General features: G+C 64.7%; 15 protein-coding genes and 1 pseudogene. 6 read left to right on the top strand and 10 right to left on the bottom strand.

The window, feature by feature from the left end:
• Positions 1 to 122: 122 nt before the first annotated feature.
• Positions 123 to 350: a hypothetical protein gene (locus RX327_RS37695; RefSeq protein ID WP_028337614.1), complete on the bottom strand. Its 228-nt coding sequence runs from the start codon at positions 348 to 350 to the stop codon at positions 123 to 125.
• A 335-nt stretch (positions 351 to 685) separates the two neighbouring features.
• Complete coding sequence (locus RX327_RS37690; protein ID WP_028337613.1) at positions 686 to 943, bottom strand: hypothetical protein; 258 nt, start codon at positions 941 to 943, stop codon at positions 686 to 688.
• A gap of 214 nt (positions 944 to 1,157) precedes the next feature.
• Here RX327_RS37690 and RX327_RS37685 point away from each other — a divergent pair, with 214 nt between their 5' ends.
• Together RX327_RS37685 and RX327_RS37680 are read left to right on the top strand one after the other, a co-directional pair.
• Positions 1,158 to 1,514 (top strand): response regulator, encoded by a 357-nt coding sequence (locus RX327_RS37685; RefSeq protein ID WP_050382415.1) that lies wholly within the window; start codon positions 1,158 to 1,160, stop codon positions 1,512 to 1,514.
• A gap of 20 nt (positions 1,515 to 1,534) precedes the next feature.
• Positions 1,535 to 1,735, top strand: a complete 201-nt coding sequence (locus tag RX327_RS37680; protein ID WP_028337611.1) for a hypothetical protein — start codon at positions 1,535 to 1,537, stop codon at positions 1,733 to 1,735.
• 62 nt (positions 1,736 to 1,797) lie between these two features.
• On the opposite strand, the gene RX327_RS37675 is transcribed toward RX327_RS37680, so the two are convergent.
• A complete protein-coding gene (locus RX327_RS37675) occupies positions 1,798 to 2,733 on the bottom strand; it encodes a RimK-like protein (protein WP_317248911.1) in 936 nt (311 codons plus the stop codon).
• 297 nt (positions 2,734 to 3,030) lie between these two features.
• On the opposite strand from RX327_RS37675, the gene RX327_RS37670 reads away from it, so the two are divergent.
• From RX327_RS37670 to RX327_RS37660, 3 genes are all read left to right on the top strand, one after another.
• Positions 3,031 to 3,804 (top strand): ferredoxin--NADP reductase, encoded by a 774-nt coding sequence (locus RX327_RS37670; RefSeq protein WP_317248910.1) that lies wholly within the window; start codon positions 3,031 to 3,033, stop codon positions 3,802 to 3,804.
• Positions 3,805 to 4,056: 252 nt separating this feature from the next.
• A complete protein-coding gene (locus RX327_RS37665; protein WP_028337608.1) occupies positions 4,057 to 4,926 on the top strand; it encodes a patatin-like phospholipase family protein in 870 nt (289 codons plus the stop codon).
• 665 nt (positions 4,927 to 5,591) lie between these two features.
• Entirely contained in the window at positions 5,592 to 7,217 is a 1,626-nt protein-coding gene (locus RX327_RS37660) for an FMN-binding glutamate synthase family protein (protein WP_317248909.1), read from the top strand.
• A 103-nt stretch (positions 7,218 to 7,320) separates the two neighbouring features.
• Here RX327_RS37660 and RX327_RS37655 read toward each other — a convergent pair.
• The 5 genes and pseudogenes from RX327_RS37655 to RX327_RS37635 all read right to left on the bottom strand — a co-directional run bounded on the left by RX327_RS37655 (position 7,321) and on the right by RX327_RS37635 (position 13,910).
• A pseudogene (locus RX327_RS37655) lies at positions 7,321 to 8,795 on the bottom strand (FAD-dependent monooxygenase).
• 201 nt (positions 8,796 to 8,996) lie between these two features.
• Positions 8,997 to 10,985: a carbohydrate porin gene (locus tag RX327_RS37650; RefSeq protein ID WP_317248908.1), complete on the bottom strand. Its 1,989-nt coding sequence runs from the start codon at positions 10,983 to 10,985 to the stop codon at positions 8,997 to 8,999.
• Positions 10,986 to 11,295: 310 nt separating this feature from the next.
• Positions 11,296 to 11,496, bottom strand: a complete 201-nt coding sequence (locus tag RX327_RS37645) for a hypothetical protein (protein ID WP_050382422.1) — start codon at positions 11,494 to 11,496, stop codon at positions 11,296 to 11,298.
• A 35-nt stretch (positions 11,497 to 11,531) separates the two neighbouring features.
• On the bottom strand, positions 11,532 to 13,175 hold the full coding sequence (locus tag RX327_RS37640) for an NRAMP family divalent metal transporter (RefSeq protein ID WP_317248907.1): 1,644 nt from the start codon (positions 13,173 to 13,175) through the stop codon (positions 11,532 to 11,534).
• A 429-nt stretch (positions 13,176 to 13,604) separates the two neighbouring features.
• A complete protein-coding gene (locus RX327_RS37635; protein WP_050382425.1) occupies positions 13,605 to 13,910 on the bottom strand; it encodes a hypothetical protein in 306 nt (101 codons plus the stop codon).
• A 341-nt stretch (positions 13,911 to 14,251) separates the two neighbouring features.
• On the opposite strand from RX327_RS37635, the gene RX327_RS37630 reads away from it, so the two are divergent.
• Complete coding sequence (locus RX327_RS37630; RefSeq protein ID WP_016840607.1) at positions 14,252 to 14,521, top strand: metal-sensing transcriptional repressor; 270 nt, start codon at positions 14,252 to 14,254, stop codon at positions 14,519 to 14,521.
• A gap of 116 nt (positions 14,522 to 14,637) precedes the next feature.
• Here RX327_RS37630 and RX327_RS37625 read toward each other — a convergent pair whose 3' ends face one another.
• Both RX327_RS37625 and RX327_RS37620 read right to left on the bottom strand, forming a co-directional pair.
• A complete protein-coding gene (locus RX327_RS37625) occupies positions 14,638 to 14,907 on the bottom strand; it encodes a hypothetical protein (protein ID WP_050382698.1) in 270 nt (89 codons plus the stop codon).
• A 202-nt stretch (positions 14,908 to 15,109) separates the two neighbouring features.
• Positions 15,110 to 15,916 carry a creatininase family protein gene (locus RX327_RS37620; protein ID WP_317248906.1) on the bottom strand — a complete coding sequence of 269 codons (807 nt, stop codon included), beginning with the start codon at positions 15,914 to 15,916 and terminating at the stop codon, positions 15,110 to 15,112.
• Between the last annotated feature and the right edge of the window lies 1 nt (position 15,917).

The following is a 15,917-nucleotide window of genomic DNA, read 5'->3' as shown; positions in this document are numbered from 1 at the left end:
AGGATCATGCTCAAACAATAACCCAAGGCGCGATGACGATTCATCCCGATCGCATCGCGCTTTAGCCGCGAATTTCGGCCTCTCGCTTTGCAGGAGAGGTCGCAAAGTCCGGCGCGCGCCGTTCACCGCCAATAGCGCCGCGACAAATCCAGGCACTGCCGGACCCAGTATCCATTCACGTGGATCAGCTGGCATGTGCTCGGAGGCGGCTCCTTGATGATCGGGTAGCCGTGGATGTCGATATTCGTCGGGGCCGTGACGCCGCGCCAAAACACCGCATTGGCGGCCGGAGGATTGAAGGCGGCGGCGAACGCCGCGAGTGCGACGAAGCTCAAAAGAAGTTTGCGCATAATCTGTTTCCGGATCAATCAATGCACGGAAGCGTACTCCCTTGCGCAGGATGAGCAAGGCGCTGAATCGATCAAAATGACGGCCAGAGCTTCCGTGCCGGCCGCACCACCGCCCCGCGTCAGCCGCCGCGGACTGCCATGCATGCGAGGGCAACGATGCCGACCGCCGCCAGAACAACCATGACCTGGAAAACCGCGCGGCCAAGAATCGCACCCATCAAAGCTCCGTCGATCCGGCGGGATCTTCCTTCGAGTGTCCACGCGCCGCGATCTCTGGAGCATCATCGGCAGGCAAGATTCGGCTGTTGAAGTCAGCGAGCTCGTTGCTTCACCAGCTAATGTCGTTCGGCGACGATTCGATCGACTTGTCGCTTCAGCTCTGCTTCCATTTCGGAAATGACGTCGTGCGGCAGGCGAGCGCGGAGGCGATTGGCCGTCTCGTGCTGCATCCTGGGCTGCCTCGCGAGCGCGGGCCGTTCGATGGCCTGATCCTCGATCCATCGTCGAGAGGACGCATAACCTGTCGCGCCGGCCGTCACGTCAGTCCCGTAGGGTTCGCGAGGATCCTGATCCGACTGCACAACGTCCTTCATGAGCTCTGCCTCCTGGCACTATCTCGCAAGAATTCCCTTGCTCAGGCCCGAACCATTCGGCTCGTCCGGCTTGTCGCCCATCAATGACGCTGAAGCCTGCAAAGTTGTTCCGCACGGAACCTGCAAAGGTCTGCCGCAGTCAGCCTCATGAAGCGGGAACCAGAACCATCAGCATCCTCATTCGTTAACGGTGGTTGATCGTTCGGAGGTCGCCATGGCTTACGCGAGACCAAGTCGTCAAATAGCAATTGTGGTCGAAGACGACACGATCCAGCGCGACATGATTGCGCTGTTGTTGGAAGAAGGCCATTTCGACGTCATCCAGTGCGAGGACGCCGAGACGGCAGCGCTGGCCATCAAGATGCGTCATCCGTCGCTGGTGGTTACCGATATCAAGCTCACGGGCAAAATGGATGGCGTCGAGCTTGCACGTTTGGTCGTCGATTGCGATCCGGGCGTGCGCGTTATGGTCATCTCGGGCCGGCCCCCGGACTGCGCGCTGCCTGAGGGCGTCAAGTTTTTCGAGAAGCCGGTTTATCCACCCACGCTGCTGCGAGAGCTGGCGTCGTAGCTCTCGCCGATGGGTGGCCCATGCAAGACGATCCCGAAATCGATTGGCACCGGGAGCAGATTGCGAAGAACCGGGAACTGATCGCGGAATTGCAATCCGGAAATACGGCGGGGACTGACGTGTTTCCAGAGACGCAAGCCGAGATCGAGCGTCTCACGGCACAGATCGAGCAATCGGAATTGATCGTCGCCGCCTATGAGAAGGAGCACCCGCAAGACTGATCGGGCGCTCACAGTGCAGGATCGCGCCGGCGAGCCCGCGTCGTCGGGCAGGGGAACGCTGCCTACGCGAACACTTCGTCCAGCGCGGCCGAATACGCCGCCTCGACCAGCGCCGGATGCCGGCGCCCCAGCGCTTCCATCTTCACCCCGGAGTTCACCTCGAGGATTTTCCACGCGCCATCCGTGCGCACGACGTCGATCGAGGCGTAGCGGATGTCGACGGCCTGCGCGGCCCTGATCGCGAGCGCGACGCAGGCCTCGCGCGTCGTGCCATCGGCGAGCAGCACGGGCTCCGCGCCGGCATCGAGGTTATGCCGCCAGTTGAGCAGAAGCTGTTCGCCGGCGGGCGGAACGGCGTCGAGCGCGGCGGCATCGAAATCCTCGGTCATGGTCTTGAGTTGCTCGGCCGTCGCGCTCGCCTGCGCCAGCGCGCGCAGCGATCTTATGCCGTCGCCGGTCATCGACGGGCGCGCCTTGCCGTAGACAATCAGCGCGCGCGCATCCAGCAGCACGACGCGCACCTCGTCCGCGATCTCGACATAGGGCGAGATGGCGAGACTTGGATGCGCGGCAAGGACGCGCGCGACCGCGGTCTCCAGTTGCGTTCGCGTCTTGACACGGAAGACAAGCTCGCCGGAGGTCCCCTCATTGGGTTTGACGACGAGCCCCTGGGGATGCTGCTCGAGCAGACGCTGCATCGCGTCCAGCGAGTCCGATCCCGGGATGTGCTTGCTGAGCTTCGCGCCCAAAAACAGCGTATGCGGAATGACGGGGACGCCGGCCGATGCCAGCACGTCCGCGCAGGCCGATTTGTTGTTGGCGACCTGATGCGCGACCGCGCTGTTCAGCCCGACGTCGTAGCCGATCGCGAGCCGCCGCGCGTTGCCCCTGGTCATGGTGACCAGCCAGCCGCCGGACCGCACCTCGACGGCAATCGCGTGCGCCAAACAATATTTTTTGATGGTTTCCAGGAAGATTCGCTGGCTGATCAGGACCACGAGATCATTTTCCCTTCACCGCGGTTTTCGTAGCAATTAATTGCCAGATCGATACCGATCTCAGCAAGTAAATTACCTGCAGTACCACGTGTTAACGATGACGCGGTTGAACCTCTGCGCGAAATCGAACGACTGCCATTCTGAGATCGCAATTGCGCGCCAGTTGATCTTGACTATCTGCTGCATTGGCGCAATGGACACGCGAGATCTTCAGTGATTTCGGCCACTTCCGCGCCGTCGCGAGCCGTCTAGAAATCAAACTATTCTAATTCTGGTCAGTCGAGAAAACGAAAACCCATGAGCGCGTTTTACCGAGAGAAGGTTCTTTCCGTCCACCACTGGACCGACACGCTGTTCAGCTTCCGCGCCACCCGCGATACCGGCTTCCGCTTCCAGAACGGACAGTTCGCCATGATCGGCCTCGAGGTCGACGGCCGTCCGCTGCTGCGCGCCTACAGCATGGCGAGCGCCAACCACGAGGAAGAGCTCGAGTTCTTCTCGATCAAGGTCCAGGACGGCCCGCTGACCTCGCGCCTCCAGAAGATCAAGGAAGGCGACACCATCCTGGTCGGCCGCAAGGCGACCGGCACGCTGATCACCGACAATTTGCTTCCCGGCAAGCGGCTGATGCTGCTCTCGACCGGCACGGGCCTCGCGCCCTTTGCAAGCCTGATCAAGGATCCCGAGGTCTACGACCAGTTCGAATCGATCGTCCTGGTGCATGGCTGCCGCCAGGTCTCCGAGCTCGCCTATGGCGAGAAGCTCGTCGCGAAGCTGCGCGACGACGAACTGTTCGGGCCGCTGCTGTCCGAGAAGCTCTCATATTATCCGACCGTGACCCGCGAGCCGTTCAAGAACCGCGGCCGCATCACCGACCTCATCAGCTCCGAGCAGATCTTCAACGACATCGGCCAGGGCCCGCTCGATATCGAGACCGACCGCATCATGATGTGCGGCAGCCCGGCGATGCTCGAAGAACTGAAGGCGATGTTCGAGAGCCGCGACTTCGTCGAGGGAAGCGGCAACAAGCCTGGCCATTTCGTGATCGAGAAGGCCTTCGTCGAGCGCTGAGGCCGTAGAGCGTCAGGATTGTCCGTCCTGGCGAAAGCCAGGACCATTACCACCGCTCCCTGTTTTGCGAAGGCTGGGGCCCCATCGGGCTCCAGCCTTTTGCATTGTGGTTATGGGTCCTGGCTCCCGTGCGCAATTGCGCATTAGGCCAGGACGACATCTGTGTATGTGGCGCCGTCCAATCTCCCACTGCTATAACGCCCCCAACGCCGCGCGGCCGTTGCGCGAACGCGGCGATCTGGGAGCAGCACCTTGTCCATCACCGATCCGGATGCACCGAAAACCGCCTTTGTGTTTGCCGGCGGCGGCAGCTTTGGCGCGATCCAGGTCGGCATGCTGCAGGCGCTGGCCGCGCATGGCGTGGTCGCCGACATGGTGGTCGGCTCCAGCGTCGGCGCACTGAACGGCGCGTTCTACGCCGGCGACCCGACGGTCTCGGGCGTCGCGCGGCTGGCCGAGATCTGGCGCGGCCTCAACCGGCAGGACGTGTTTCCGGTGACGTGGCGGACGCTGGTGAGCTTCCTGTGGCGGCGCGACTTCCTGATCCCGCATGACGGCGTTCGCAAGCTGATCGACGACTACATCCCGTTCCGCAATCTCGAGGACGCGCGGATTCCGATCCACATCGTCACCACAGACATCATCAGCGGCGACAGCGTGGTGCTGTCGGAAGGCTCGACCGCGGAGGCGATCGTCGCATCGACCGCGATCCCGGGTGCGTTCACGCCGGTGCATTACCGCGATCGTTTCCTGGCCGATGGCGCGATCTCCAGCAACACGCCGGTCCGCGTCGCGGTCAGGCACGGTGCCAAGCGCCTGATCGTGCTGCCGACCGGGCATGCCTGCGCCAACCAGGCGCCGCCGATCGGCGCGCTCGCCAATGCCCTGCACGCGCTGACGCTCCTGATCGCGCGGCAGCTCGTCAACGAGCTCGAGAACATCGGGCCCGATGTCGAGTACTTCGTGGTGCCGCCGCTCTGCCCGCTGGTCGGCTCGCCCTACGATTTCTCGCGGACTGCCGATCACATTACCCGGGCACTCGACACCACCAACGCCTGGCTCGACGGCGACGGCCTGAGGCCGGGGCACATCCCGCACGAATTGCAGCCGCACGACCACTAGGCGGCATCCGCGGGTGATGACACCGCGTGGTGTGACGCCTCGAATCGAGAACCATCCCCATCGTCGTCCCTGCGAAAGCAGGGACCCATAACCACAAATGCCAATTGTTGGGCGATGCTGGAACGATGAGTCCCTTCAACAAGGTCCGCCGCGGCGTATGGGTCCTGCTCCCGTGCGCAATTGCGCACCAGGCAGGGACGACGGAGGAGCTGCAAATTCACATCATGATTTCGGGATAATAGAATAATACCCCTGATTTGCCCGACGTGTCAAGGTGCTGGTCGAGCGCCGGCACGTCGCCGGCTCCTTTGCATGGGGTTGTTTTCGATATTTTGGCAGCGCGCCGTGCGACGGCAGCTGTCCTATCCCGCTGTCGGCCTCGTTCCATGGCTCGATGACGTGGACACGTCAGTTTCAGAAGCCCGCAAGCGCTATATGCGCTAGCCCTGCCCGCAAGCGGGAAAGGGGGCGCAGTCTTTGTGGGGCTCTCCGCTTCGTTGCAGTGCAAAAGTCGATTTCGTTTTAGTTCGACCGGTATCCGCACCCGCCCATTCGGGCGGTTGTCACATCTGTGAGGGCTCGGCCGTATAACCGTAGTGCACTTGTTCCGCGAGTTGGATTAGGCTCGCGGCCGACAGGTCATTTGGGCAGACCGGAGGAATTTCATGGAAACCATGCTGCTGCCCTTCTCGCCGCGCTACATCGTGCTGACGATCTGCGCGGTGGTCACCGCGCTCCTGCTGCTGGTTGGGATTTTCGATCACAAGGTCTTCAAGATCGTCCTGATCCCGCTGATCATCTTCGGCGCGCTGACGCTGCTCGGTGTCCGCGATCTCCTGCAGAAGAGCCACGCGGTGCTGCGCAACTACCCGATCTCCGCGCATATCCGCTTCCTGCTCGAAGAAATCCGGCCCGAGATGCGGCAATATTTCTTCGAGAGCGAGAAGGACGGCATGCCGTTCTCGCGCGACACCCGTGCGGTGGTCTATCAGCGCGCCAAGATGGAGCTCGACAAGCGTCCCTTCGGCACCCAGGAGGACGTCTACCGCGACGGCTACGAGTGGATGCATCACTCGGTCGCGCCGAAGACGCATGCCGCCGAGAAATTCCGCATCACCATCGGCGGTCCCGATTGCACCAAGCCCTATTCGGCCTCGGTGTTCAACATTTCGGCGATGAGCTTTGGCGCGCTCAGCCCGAACGCGGTGCGGGCGCTGAATGCCGGCGCCAGGAAGGGCGGCTTCGCGCACGACACCGGCGAAGGCGGTGTCAGCCCCTATCACCGCGAGATGGGCGGCGACATCATCTGGGAGATCGGCTCGGGCTATTTCGGCTGCCGTCGTCTCGACGGCAGCTTCGATCCCGAAGCGTTCGCGCGCGTCGCCAGCGAAGACCAGATCAAGATGGTCGAGCTCAAGATCAGCCAGGGCGCCAAGCCCGGCCATGGCGGCGTGCTGCCGGCGGCCAAGGTCTCGGAAGAAATCTCGAAGATCCGCGGCGTCGCCATGGGCGAGGACTGCATCTCGCCGGCCTATCACAAGGCGTTCTCGACGCCGCTGCAGATGATGGAATTCATCGCCGAGATGCGCCACCTTTCCGGCGGCAAGCCGGCCGGCTTCAAGCTGTGCATCGGCCATCCCTGGGAGTTTCTGGCGATCTGCAAGGCGATGATCGAGACCGGCATCTACCCTGATTTCATCGTCGTCGACGGCAATGAGGGCGGCACCGGCGCCGCGCCGCTGGAGTTCATGGATCATCTGGGCATGCCGATGCGCGAGGGCGTCAACTTCGTCCACAATGCGTTGATCGGCATCAACGCGCGCGATCGCATCAAGATCGGCGCCTCCGGCAAGATCGCAACCGCCTTCGACATGGCGCGCGCCATGGCGATCGGCGCCGACTGGTGCAATTCGGCGCGCGGCTTCATGTTCTCGCTCGGCTGCATCCAGTCGCTGAGCTGCCACACCGACCGTTGTCCGACCGGTGTCGCGACGCAGGACCCGATCCGCAACCGCGCGCTCTATGTGCCCGACAAGATCGACCGCGTGTACAACTACCACCACTCGACCCTGCACGCGCTGACCGAGCTGCTCGCCGCTGCCGGCCTCGAGCACACCAAGGAGCTGCGCCCGATCCACTTCTCGCAGCGAAGTTCGACCACCGAGGTCTCTTCCTTCGCCGAGCTCTATCCGACGCTGCGTCCCGGCGAACTGCTCGAAGGTACCCAGGACCGCCGCTTCCGCGACGCCTGGGCGATGGCGCGCGCGGATTCGTTCCAGCCGGCGGGGTAGGGGCGGCAAATCCGTAGCCCGGATGAAGCGCAGCGTAATCCGGGACCACTCTCTGTGCGGATCGACCGATCACGGATTACGCTGCGCTCCATCCGGGCTACGCTCACGACGTACCAGCGGACGCGCCGAACCATTTGGTCAGCGCATCGGTTAGGCCGGCCTGCGTTCGCTCGCCAACCCACGCCACGTAGCCATCGGGCCGCACCAGCACCGCGGTCGGGGCCGAAACCGTTTCGTGCGCGGGAAGCTCCCATGCGCCGCGATACTCGGTATCGACCAGCTGAACCCGGTCGGTCCATCCCGCGATGGCGATGCCGCCGGGCGCGCCGAAATTCAGCAGCACCGGCCGAGCCCGGTGCAGCAGCGTGAAGACCTGCATCGGGCCGTCGGCGGTGACCAGATCGAGATCGGGCATGCGGCGTCCGAGCAGCGGATGGCCGTCGCCAAGATCGTAGTGAAGATCGAGGCCGGACATCATCGCGGCAAAGCTTCTGCGCGGCTCGTCCATGCGCAGCAGGCCGGAGACGATCTCGTTCAGCGCCCTGGTGCGCGGATCGGTGCGGTTGAGCGCGACATGCGCCATGGTGTTGCGCAGCACGCGGGCCGCCACCGGATGCCGTTCGGCTTCGTAGGTGTCGAGCAGGCTGTCCGGCGCGATCTGCTTGACCACCTGGGCCAGCTTCCAGCCCAGGTTCACCGCGTCCTGCACGCCGATATTGAGGCCTTGGCCGCCCATCGGCGGATGCACATGGGCGGCATCGCCGGCCAGCAGCACGCGCTGTTTGCGGTAGGTCACGGCCTGCCGGGTCATGTCGGTGAAGCGCGAGATCCAGACAGGACTGTGGATGCCGAAATCGGTGCCGTACGCGGCGACCCTGCCTCGCTGACGTCGCGCAAGGTCGGCTCCCGGTCGGTGCCGAGTTGCCGCTCGGTCAGCACCAGCCGCACCCGCCCGCCATCTTCCGCCTTGCCGATCGCTGAGGTGCCGGTGTCGTGCCGGCGAAAGCCCCATTCCGGTTCGCCCGCCATCTCGGCCTCGGCGATCAGCCAGCTCGTGGTCGGATCCCACCCGGCGAATTCGATGCCCGCCGCTTTGCGGACGAGACTCCGGCCGCCGTCGCAGCCGACGAGATATTGTGCCCGGAGCAATTGGCCATCCGACAGTTCGACTTCGACGCCGCCGTCGTCCTGCGTGAAGCCGATCACGTCGCGCGCGCGATAGGTCTGCACCACCAGTTCGCCAACCCATTCGCCGAGCAGGCGCTCGATATGGTTCTGCCGGAGCCCCAGCGTGAAATTGCGCCGGGTCGGAAAGTCGGTGATCTCAAGCGGAACCAGATGAGAATGGAACAGCACCGCCGGATGGCGCGTTCCCAGCGCGACGAAGCGGTCGCCGATGCCGCGCTGATCGAGGATCTCGATGCTGCGCGCGTGCAGTCCGCCGGCGCGCGCCCCGATCAGGTCCTCCCTCGCGCGCCGCTCGACAATCGCAACATCTATTCCCGCCAGCGCCAACTCGCCCGCCAGCATCAGCCCGGTCGGACCTCCGCCGGCAATCACGACAGCATGTTCCCGCATCCCACACTCCTCCGTTCGATTGGGCGCGCGTTCTACGGGATGATCCCGGGCTTGCGGCAAGCCCGGGGGGTCTACATATATCTGAGTGGGGAGAGAGCGTTTGCTCTATAGAACCACCTCCGAGACATCATTGAGAAGAACGGCGCGGCAAATTTGCTGTCGTCCCGGCTTTCGCCGGGACGACGTTGGAAGATGGCGCGTTCAGAACTCGCCGTGGATGCGGCCGGAGAAGATGTGCACCGGGCCGCGGTCGGCGTTGTAGGCGGGGTTGGTGATGAACTGATAGTCCGCGGTCAGCGTCAGGTTCTTGTTCACCTGATAGGCGTAGTAGGTCTCGAAGATTCGCTCCGGGCTGTAGTTCAGCGCGCCGTCGCCGATCAGCAGGCCGGTGCCGCCGGCGGCAAGAAAGTCGCGATGCGCGTCGGAAAGCCCGTTGACGGCGCCGCCGATGCCGATCGTATCGTCCGGCCGCCCCCAATGGCTGCCCTTGATCGACAGGCCGCCCGATACGCTGCGGTCGATGTCGGTGAAGGACAGGATCTGGTTCTGGCCGTCATTCCAGCTTGCGCGCGCGAACAGCCCGACGTCCTTGACGATCTGCTGCTCGCCGTTCAGATAGAAGCCGTATTTCAGATTGTCCTTGCGGATGCCGGCCATCACGTCGTTGATGTCGAGCCCCGGATTGGCATCCTCGATGGCGAGCGCCTGGCGATAATTGCCGGTGTTGCCGCGGTTGCCGAACACGCCGACGCGCAGCTTGCCGGGTTGGTCGAAGATCGAATGGCGCTCTTCAAACTCGACGACGGCGCCGCCGGTCTTGAAGACCAGCACGTCGCTGTTGGGCGCATCGGGGACCTGGAACAGCCCGGCGCGCACCGCCCAGTCCTTGCGGTTGAGCTCGACCACGGCGCCACGGGTGTAGCCGGGCAAATCGGCGGGGAAGTCGTAGGCGGCCGACGACCACATCGCCCAGTTCATGAAGTCGGCGCGCGGGTCCTTGGCGTAGGCATTGCCGTCGAAGAAATCGCCGACGGCGAAGCGGCCGACGATCAGAGTGACCCGGTCGACATCACGCTTGCCGGCAAGCTGGTTCGGAGCGTCGGGCACTTCCTCCTGCTCGCCGCCGAGGCCAAAGGTCTGCCTGAGATAGTAGCGTTGCGCGCGGATTTTCGGGAATGGCGCGCCAGCCTTCTGCGCCTCGCCGTTGGAGAAGCCGGCGAGGCCGAGCGTGCCGTTGATGCCGAAGCCCTGCGCGAGCTCGGGATTGAAATAGAACTCGCCGCCATCCCACAGCCGCGCGCCGAGGAAGGCCGTGGTCGTCCATGTCTGCTGCAACTGCCCCGCGCCGGGAAGGCTGTTGGTGCCGGCATAGGGCGAACGGAAGGACGGATAGGTCTGCGGCAGCAGCGTCGTCTGGCCGTGCACGCTCCAGTCGCTCGATTCAGGCAGCGCGGTGCGCGTCGGCGTCGCCGACCATGGCGAGTCGCCGAACTGATAGTTGAGGCCGAATTTCAGCAAATGAATACGCGGGTCGATGCTGACGCCGGGCATGCCGAAATCATTGAGGCCGAGCGTGCGGCGCGACAGGTCGACATAGTCGTATTCGACCTTGGCGGTCCAATTGCCGCTCACCGCAAATTCGGCGCCGGCGCCGACGGTCCAGCCGGTCTGGTACTGGCCGGGCTCCGAGATCACCTCGCCCGCGGCGTCGTTGATCCGAACCTGGCTGTGGCCCCAGGCGAAGCCGCCGGTCACGTAAGGCATCCAGGTACCGAAAGAGTAGCCGGCGCGGCCGCGCAGCGTGCCGACATAGTCGATCGACGAATTGAAGGGACCGAGCACTCGCCGCGGCAGGTCGGTCGGGCCGGTGAAGGTCGCATCCGCCTCGACGCCGAGCACGAAGCGGTTGGCGAATTCCTTGTTGTATCCGACCTGGAAGCCGCCGATCCCGCCGGTGATGGTGGGCGGAAAGAACACGCCCTGTTCCAGGATCGGGTTGGTGCCGGGACCCAGCGTGCCGTCGCCATAGCCGACATGGGCGCCCACATAGAACCCGGTCCAGCTGTAGACCGCCCTGGCGGCGGGGGATTTGAGCGCCAGATCGGCCGCGGTCGCCGGCGCGCCGAAGGTTGCCGCACCGAGCGCTGCGCCGGCGGCGATCTGGACCCGGAAGAGGCGGACGCAGGTCATGACGCGGCTTTCCGCGAACGAGTGGCGGTTTCGCCCGGCATCACTGCAGATTTGGTGGCCGCTTGCCACCCGAGATTTGAAATCATCGCCCGCCGTCCCCGGTCCGATCTGTGTCGTCCCATCCAAAGCCAGATCAGCACCTAGCATCCCCTGCTTCTTATTGCAAATCATTCGCAATAGCAACTGAGGCGCGCCCGATACCGTTCCGATTTGCACGCCACCGTGACAGTCACGTAACAGCGCGAGGCGGCAGGCCACGTCGGCGGCGATCGGCCGCGTGTCCGTGGCAAACCGGTCGCGACCCGACCGTTCAATCGATGCCGCCATTGTCCTCGTGCTTTGTGTTGATGAATGCCGGCTGCGATGCCCTGCCGAGCACGACCCGCGCGCCGGCCCGTTCGATACATCGCGCCATCGACAGCGCCGTCCGCAGCCCGGCGTTTGAGATAGTGCGGTTCCGGTGGAGCGCGGCCGCGCCGCGCAGGATGGCGCTCGCCAGCCTGAGCAGCACGATCGCGCTCCATCGCCGGCCGCGACTGCGCGCGGTCACGCTCCCACCGTGGCGAGCTGGACGATCCGCAGCAGCACGAGGCCGGCGGCGACGACGAGATAGCCGCGCAGCACGATCATCCAGATCCGGCTCAGCGGGCTGAGCCGCGCCGGTGGCAGCCGGTCGAGCGGCGGCATCCGCCAGCTGTCGGGGTCGACCAGCGAGGGCTTGCGTTTGAAGCGGAACGACGCGTTGCGGCGCGACGACAACTCGTACAGCTTGACGGCCGCCGTGATCGCGAGCGCAAGCACGCTGCCGCCGATCAGGATGCCGATGATCCACGTCTCGCCGAGATCGGGGAACAGCACCGCGGCGGTCAGGATCACCGACAGCATCACCAGCCCCGCGACTACCGCGCCGGTGAACAGGTTCAGCCTGACGGAATTGACCCAGGGCCCGAGGATGTGGCGGTCGTTGCACAGCAGCAGCAGGAACACGGTCGCGCTCGGCAGCAGCACGCCGGCCAGCGTCTGCACCGCGTTGGTCAATAGTCCGAGCGGCGTGCCCGGCGTCAGCACCAGCACCGCCGCGAGCACGATCAGGCCGCAATAGACGCTGTAGAAGCCCTTCGCGTCCCACGGCTTGCGGTGCAGCGAGTGCTTGACCGCGAACACGTCGCCGATCGCATAGGCGGTCGCGAGGGAGACCGCCGCAGCACCGATGATGCAGGCATCGAGCAGCGCAAGGGCGAACAGCACCGCCGGCAGCCGGCCGGCATATGTCTCGAGGCCGACCGCGGTCCCCAGCGCGTCGGTGTAATTGCCGAATTCGGGCTTTCCTGCGAACACTGCCGCGCAGAACGAGATCATCGCGACGGCACCGACTACCACCAGCACGATGCCGATGCACAGATCCAGCCGCTCATAGCGGATGAAACGCGGCGTGATCCGCTTGTCGACGATGTAGCTCTGCTGGAAGAACAATTGCCACGGCGCCACCGTGGTGCCGACGATGGCGACGATCAAGAGCATCACCTCGCTGAGCTTGGCGTCCTGCGGCATCTTCGGCACGAAGAAGTCGGAGGCGATCTGCCCGATCGGCGGATGCGCCATCAGGATCACGGGCACCAGCGGCAGGCTACCGGCGACCAGCACGATGCCGAAGCGTTCGAAGCGGCGGAAGTTGCCGGTCGAGACCGCCAGCATCACGATAGCAGCCGAGGCCAACACGCCCCAGAACCGCGAGACGCCGAGGAAATGAAGCGCGAGCGTGATGCCGATGAACTCGGTGACGATGGTCAGCGCGTTCAATACCAAGAGGTCGATGACGCTGAAGGCGCCCCAGAACTTGCCGAAGCGCTCGAAGATCAGCCGCGCATGGCCGACCCCGGTGACCGCGCCGAGCCGCACTACCATCTCCTGGTTGACGTACAGCACGGGGATCAGCAGCAGCAGCGTCCACAGCAGCGTGGTGCCGTAATTCTGTCCGGCCTGGGTATAGGTGCCGAACGCGCCGGCGTCGTTGTCGCCGACCATCACGATCAGGCCGGGGCCGACGATCGCCAGCAGTGTCTTCAGCCGGGCCAGCAAGGTCGCGCGCGGCGCGGTGTCGTCGCGAGCGATGCTGCCGAGCGCGCCGTGGATGTCGCCGGCATGCGCGCTATCGAGAATGGCGGTTTGTGTGGTCTTGCTTTCGGTCATTTCGCGTCTCCTCGCCGCCTTTCGGCACGGCGGGAGGGACGCGGGCGTCGTCAGGCGCGCACGTCTCCGCTACCGTGAGCAGCGGCATTTCCAGATGTGATGCAGATCGAGAATCCCGTTGCCGCGCCTGAATGCTGCGCAACGGGGCAACTAGGTCCTTCGTCCATGTCGGCCTCCTAAACCAAGACGACTACTTCCGACCGAGCAGCGGGCGCCGCTTCACCTCGCCCCGCGTGCGGGGTCGAGACGAGCGAAGCTCGCTCTTAGAGGTCGGATCGCATGGTCAGATGCGATCCGGGTGCGGGGGGCTTCCGCGAACTCAGCTATCACCGTGTGCGCGGAGGCGGCCCCTCACCCAACCCTCCCCCCGTAAGAACGGGGAGAGGGAGCGGCAGCACCGTCGTTATCAAGCCCGCCCTCACGGTCGGCCTAAGCGCACAGCCGCGGCTTTGCCGCGGCGTGGCGCGTGGCTGTTGCGCGCGGGCCGAAACGCTGGCCCGCGCGTCGCTGCTGATCGAGATCGCCGCCGGTGTCGTCGATGGTCCACCGGCATTCCAGGCGGCCGTCGATCAGGACCCAATGACAGGCCGGGGTTGGACGCCGGCGGCGGCCCGCCAGGCGGCGAAAGCCCGGCAGGTTGTCATTGCAATGAATGGCAGCCGGCGGCGGCATGCGCCGCGGCTCGACAACGCGCCGCGGGCTTGCTTGCCGGAATTTTGCGAGCTTTTCGAACATCGCTCACCTCCACTTCCGCTGGTCGCGGCAGGCCGGTGAGGAGCAGTGGTCAGCTTGGGCGCGACCACCCGTCCACGCAGGCGAGATCTGCGCGATCAGTCTTGCTGTGTTGCGGCGTCACCAGTCCCGGCATCGCCGGACTACTGTCGCCTGAGTTGCTACTGCCCATGTGCCTTCTGTGCTGGCTCGTGGATCGACTTGTCTCCGGAGATAGAACCCCCGGCGCGGAACGAACGTTCCGGTCCATGGGGCACTACGCCGGCGACAATGGCCTGTCAAGCCGATTCCGCTATCCTCCGGGGAGGATCATGATTATCCTCCGGGGAGGATAGGAGACCCAGATGTCCGACGACCATCCACACGCTGCGATCGCCCGGCGCCTGAAGCGCGCCAACGGCCATCTCGACACCATCGTCGAGATGATCGAGCAGGGCCGGCCCTGTGCGCAGATCGCCCAGCAATTGCAGGCGGTGGAGAGCGCGATCGAGAGCGCCAAGAAGGCGCTGATCCACGATCACATCGGTCACAGCCTGGAGGAGACGCTGAAGGCATCGGGGCCGAAGGGCCGTGCCGTGCTGCGCGATTTCAGGCTGGTCGCGAAGTATCTGTGATGGACGTGTTCAAGAATTGACCCGCCCGGGGGGATGGCCGGACGGGTCGGTTGCGACACGGGGTGGATGAGGACCCGTGCCGAACACAGGATCCGCAACCTTAAGAATTGTGTCGATCAGTAGTAGCAGCTGCGCACGCGGCCGATGTAATTGCCGTAGGCGTCGAACTGGCGCACCCAGCCGCAGCGCCGATAGCCGCCGCCGTAGTAATAGCCGTCGCTGGCCGCGATCGCGCTGCTGACGACGGCGGCGCCGACGAGACCTGCGCCAACGCCCCAGCCCCAGCCGTAGGGCTTCGCCTCAGCCTGCGACGTCGTGGACGCGATGGTGCCGGTCACGGCGAGCGCGGTGAGGGCGAGGGCGGCGAGCTTGGTCTTGATCGACATGGAATACTCCATCCTGTGTGGGGCGGCGCCGGTGTGGTCCGCATGCCCGTTGGACGGAGGCTGTCCGGTTCCGGTTCGAAGATCGGGGCGGAAATATGGTTTCGCGAATTGTTTCGTCGCGTCTGCCCGGACGAAGCAGTTCTGATCCCGACGCGTTTTCTTCACGCGAACCGGTTCCCGCTTCGCTTGAAAACGCTCTCGGTCAGTGGCCGCGAAACACGCTGGGATCGAACCTGTCGACGTCGGCGAGCAGCTCGCAGAACGCGTGCGCGCCGTGCTCGATCAGCTTCTCACCCTTCTCGGCCGAGGCCTGGGTCGCATCGCCGATCGCACCACTCGGATTGAGGTCCTGCGCCTGCCAGGCGAATGGCGCCGGCCGCTGCGTCGACAGAAAGCGGTGATCCTTCTCGATCTGCACGCTTGCCGGCTTGAAGTCCGCGATCGCGTCCTTGCGCACGGCGTGTGGATATTTCGCCAGCATGATCGAGGTCTCGACCGCGCCGCCGTGAATGCCGTGGCGCACTTCGCCGGCGTCGAACAGTCCGTCGGGCGCGCCGAAGCGCGACCAGCTCGTGGTCACCACCAGCATCTGATGGTGCGCGCGCAGATCCTGCGCAACCAGCTGCATCGCGGCGGAATTGCCGCCATGGCTGGTCACGATCACGAGCTTCCTGACGCCGGCGCGCGCCACGCTCTCGCCGAGCGCCATCCAGCTCTTCAGCGCCACGTCGGTCGGCAAGGTCAAGGTACCCGGAAAATCGATGTGCTCGGTTGAGATGCCAACCGGCTGCAACGGCAGGAACGTGGCGGGGGCGGTCGCCGGCAGCAACTCTCGCACCCGCGAAAGATAGGCCTCGCCGATCATGACGTCGGTTCCGAGCGGCAGATGCGGACCGTGCTGCTCGGTCGCCGCCAGCGGCAGCACCGCGATCCAGCGCGCGGCCGTATCCTTGGCCATATCGGGCCAGTGGATGGCGGTCCAGTCGCGGGGCGGAAGCTGAGAAGTCATC

Source organism: Bradyrhizobium sp. BEA-2-5, assembly GCF_032918025.1.
In the GTDB taxonomy this organism is placed as follows: Bacteria; Pseudomonadota; Alphaproteobacteria; order Rhizobiales; family Xanthobacteraceae; genus Bradyrhizobium; species Bradyrhizobium pachyrhizi.
The sequence above is the reverse complement of the archived record's forward strand: the minus strand, read 5'-3'. Positions and strand labels throughout refer to the sequence as shown.

What these genes read in the sequence shown, in the direction of transcription:
- RX327_RS37695 (WP_028337614.1), bottom strand. Translation starts at nt 350, where the DNA reads ATGCGCAAACTTCTTTTGAGCTTCGTCGCACTCGCGGCGTTCGCCGCC.
- RX327_RS37690 (WP_028337613.1), bottom strand. Translation starts at nt 943, where the DNA reads ATGAAGGACGTTGTGCAGTCGGATCAGGATCCTCGCGAACCCTACGGG.
- RX327_RS37685 (WP_050382415.1), top strand. Translation starts at nt 1,158, where the DNA reads ATGGCTTACGCGAGACCAAGTCGTCAAATAGCAATTGTGGTCGAAGAC.
- RX327_RS37680 (WP_028337611.1), top strand. Translation starts at nt 1,535, where the DNA reads ATGCAAGACGATCCCGAAATCGATTGGCACCGGGAGCAGATTGCGAAG.
- RX327_RS37670 (WP_317248910.1), top strand. Translation starts at nt 3,031, where the DNA reads ATGAGCGCGTTTTACCGAGAGAAGGTTCTTTCCGTCCACCACTGGACC.
- RX327_RS37660 (WP_317248909.1), top strand. Translation starts at nt 5,592, where the DNA reads ATGGAAACCATGCTGCTGCCCTTCTCGCCGCGCTACATCGTGCTGACG.
- RX327_RS37650 (WP_317248908.1), bottom strand. Translation starts at nt 10,985, where the DNA reads ATGACCTGCGTCCGCCTCTTCCGGGTCCAGATCGCCGCCGGCGCAGCG.
- RX327_RS37640 (WP_317248907.1), bottom strand. Translation starts at nt 13,175, where the DNA reads ATGACCGAAAGCAAGACCACACAAACCGCCATTCTCGATAGCGCGCAT.
- RX327_RS37635 (WP_050382425.1), bottom strand. Translation starts at nt 13,910, where the DNA reads ATGTTCGAAAAGCTCGCAAAATTCCGGCAAGCAAGCCCGCGGCGCGTT.
- RX327_RS37630 (WP_016840607.1), top strand. Translation starts at nt 14,252, where the DNA reads ATGTCCGACGACCATCCACACGCTGCGATCGCCCGGCGCCTGAAGCGC.
- RX327_RS37625 (WP_050382698.1), bottom strand. Translation starts at nt 14,907, where the DNA reads ATGTCGATCAAGACCAAGCTCGCCGCCCTCGCCCTCACCGCGCTCGCC.
- RX327_RS37620 (WP_317248906.1), bottom strand. Translation starts at nt 15,916, where the DNA reads ATGACTTCTCAGCTTCCGCCCCGCGACTGGACCGCCATCCACTGGCCC.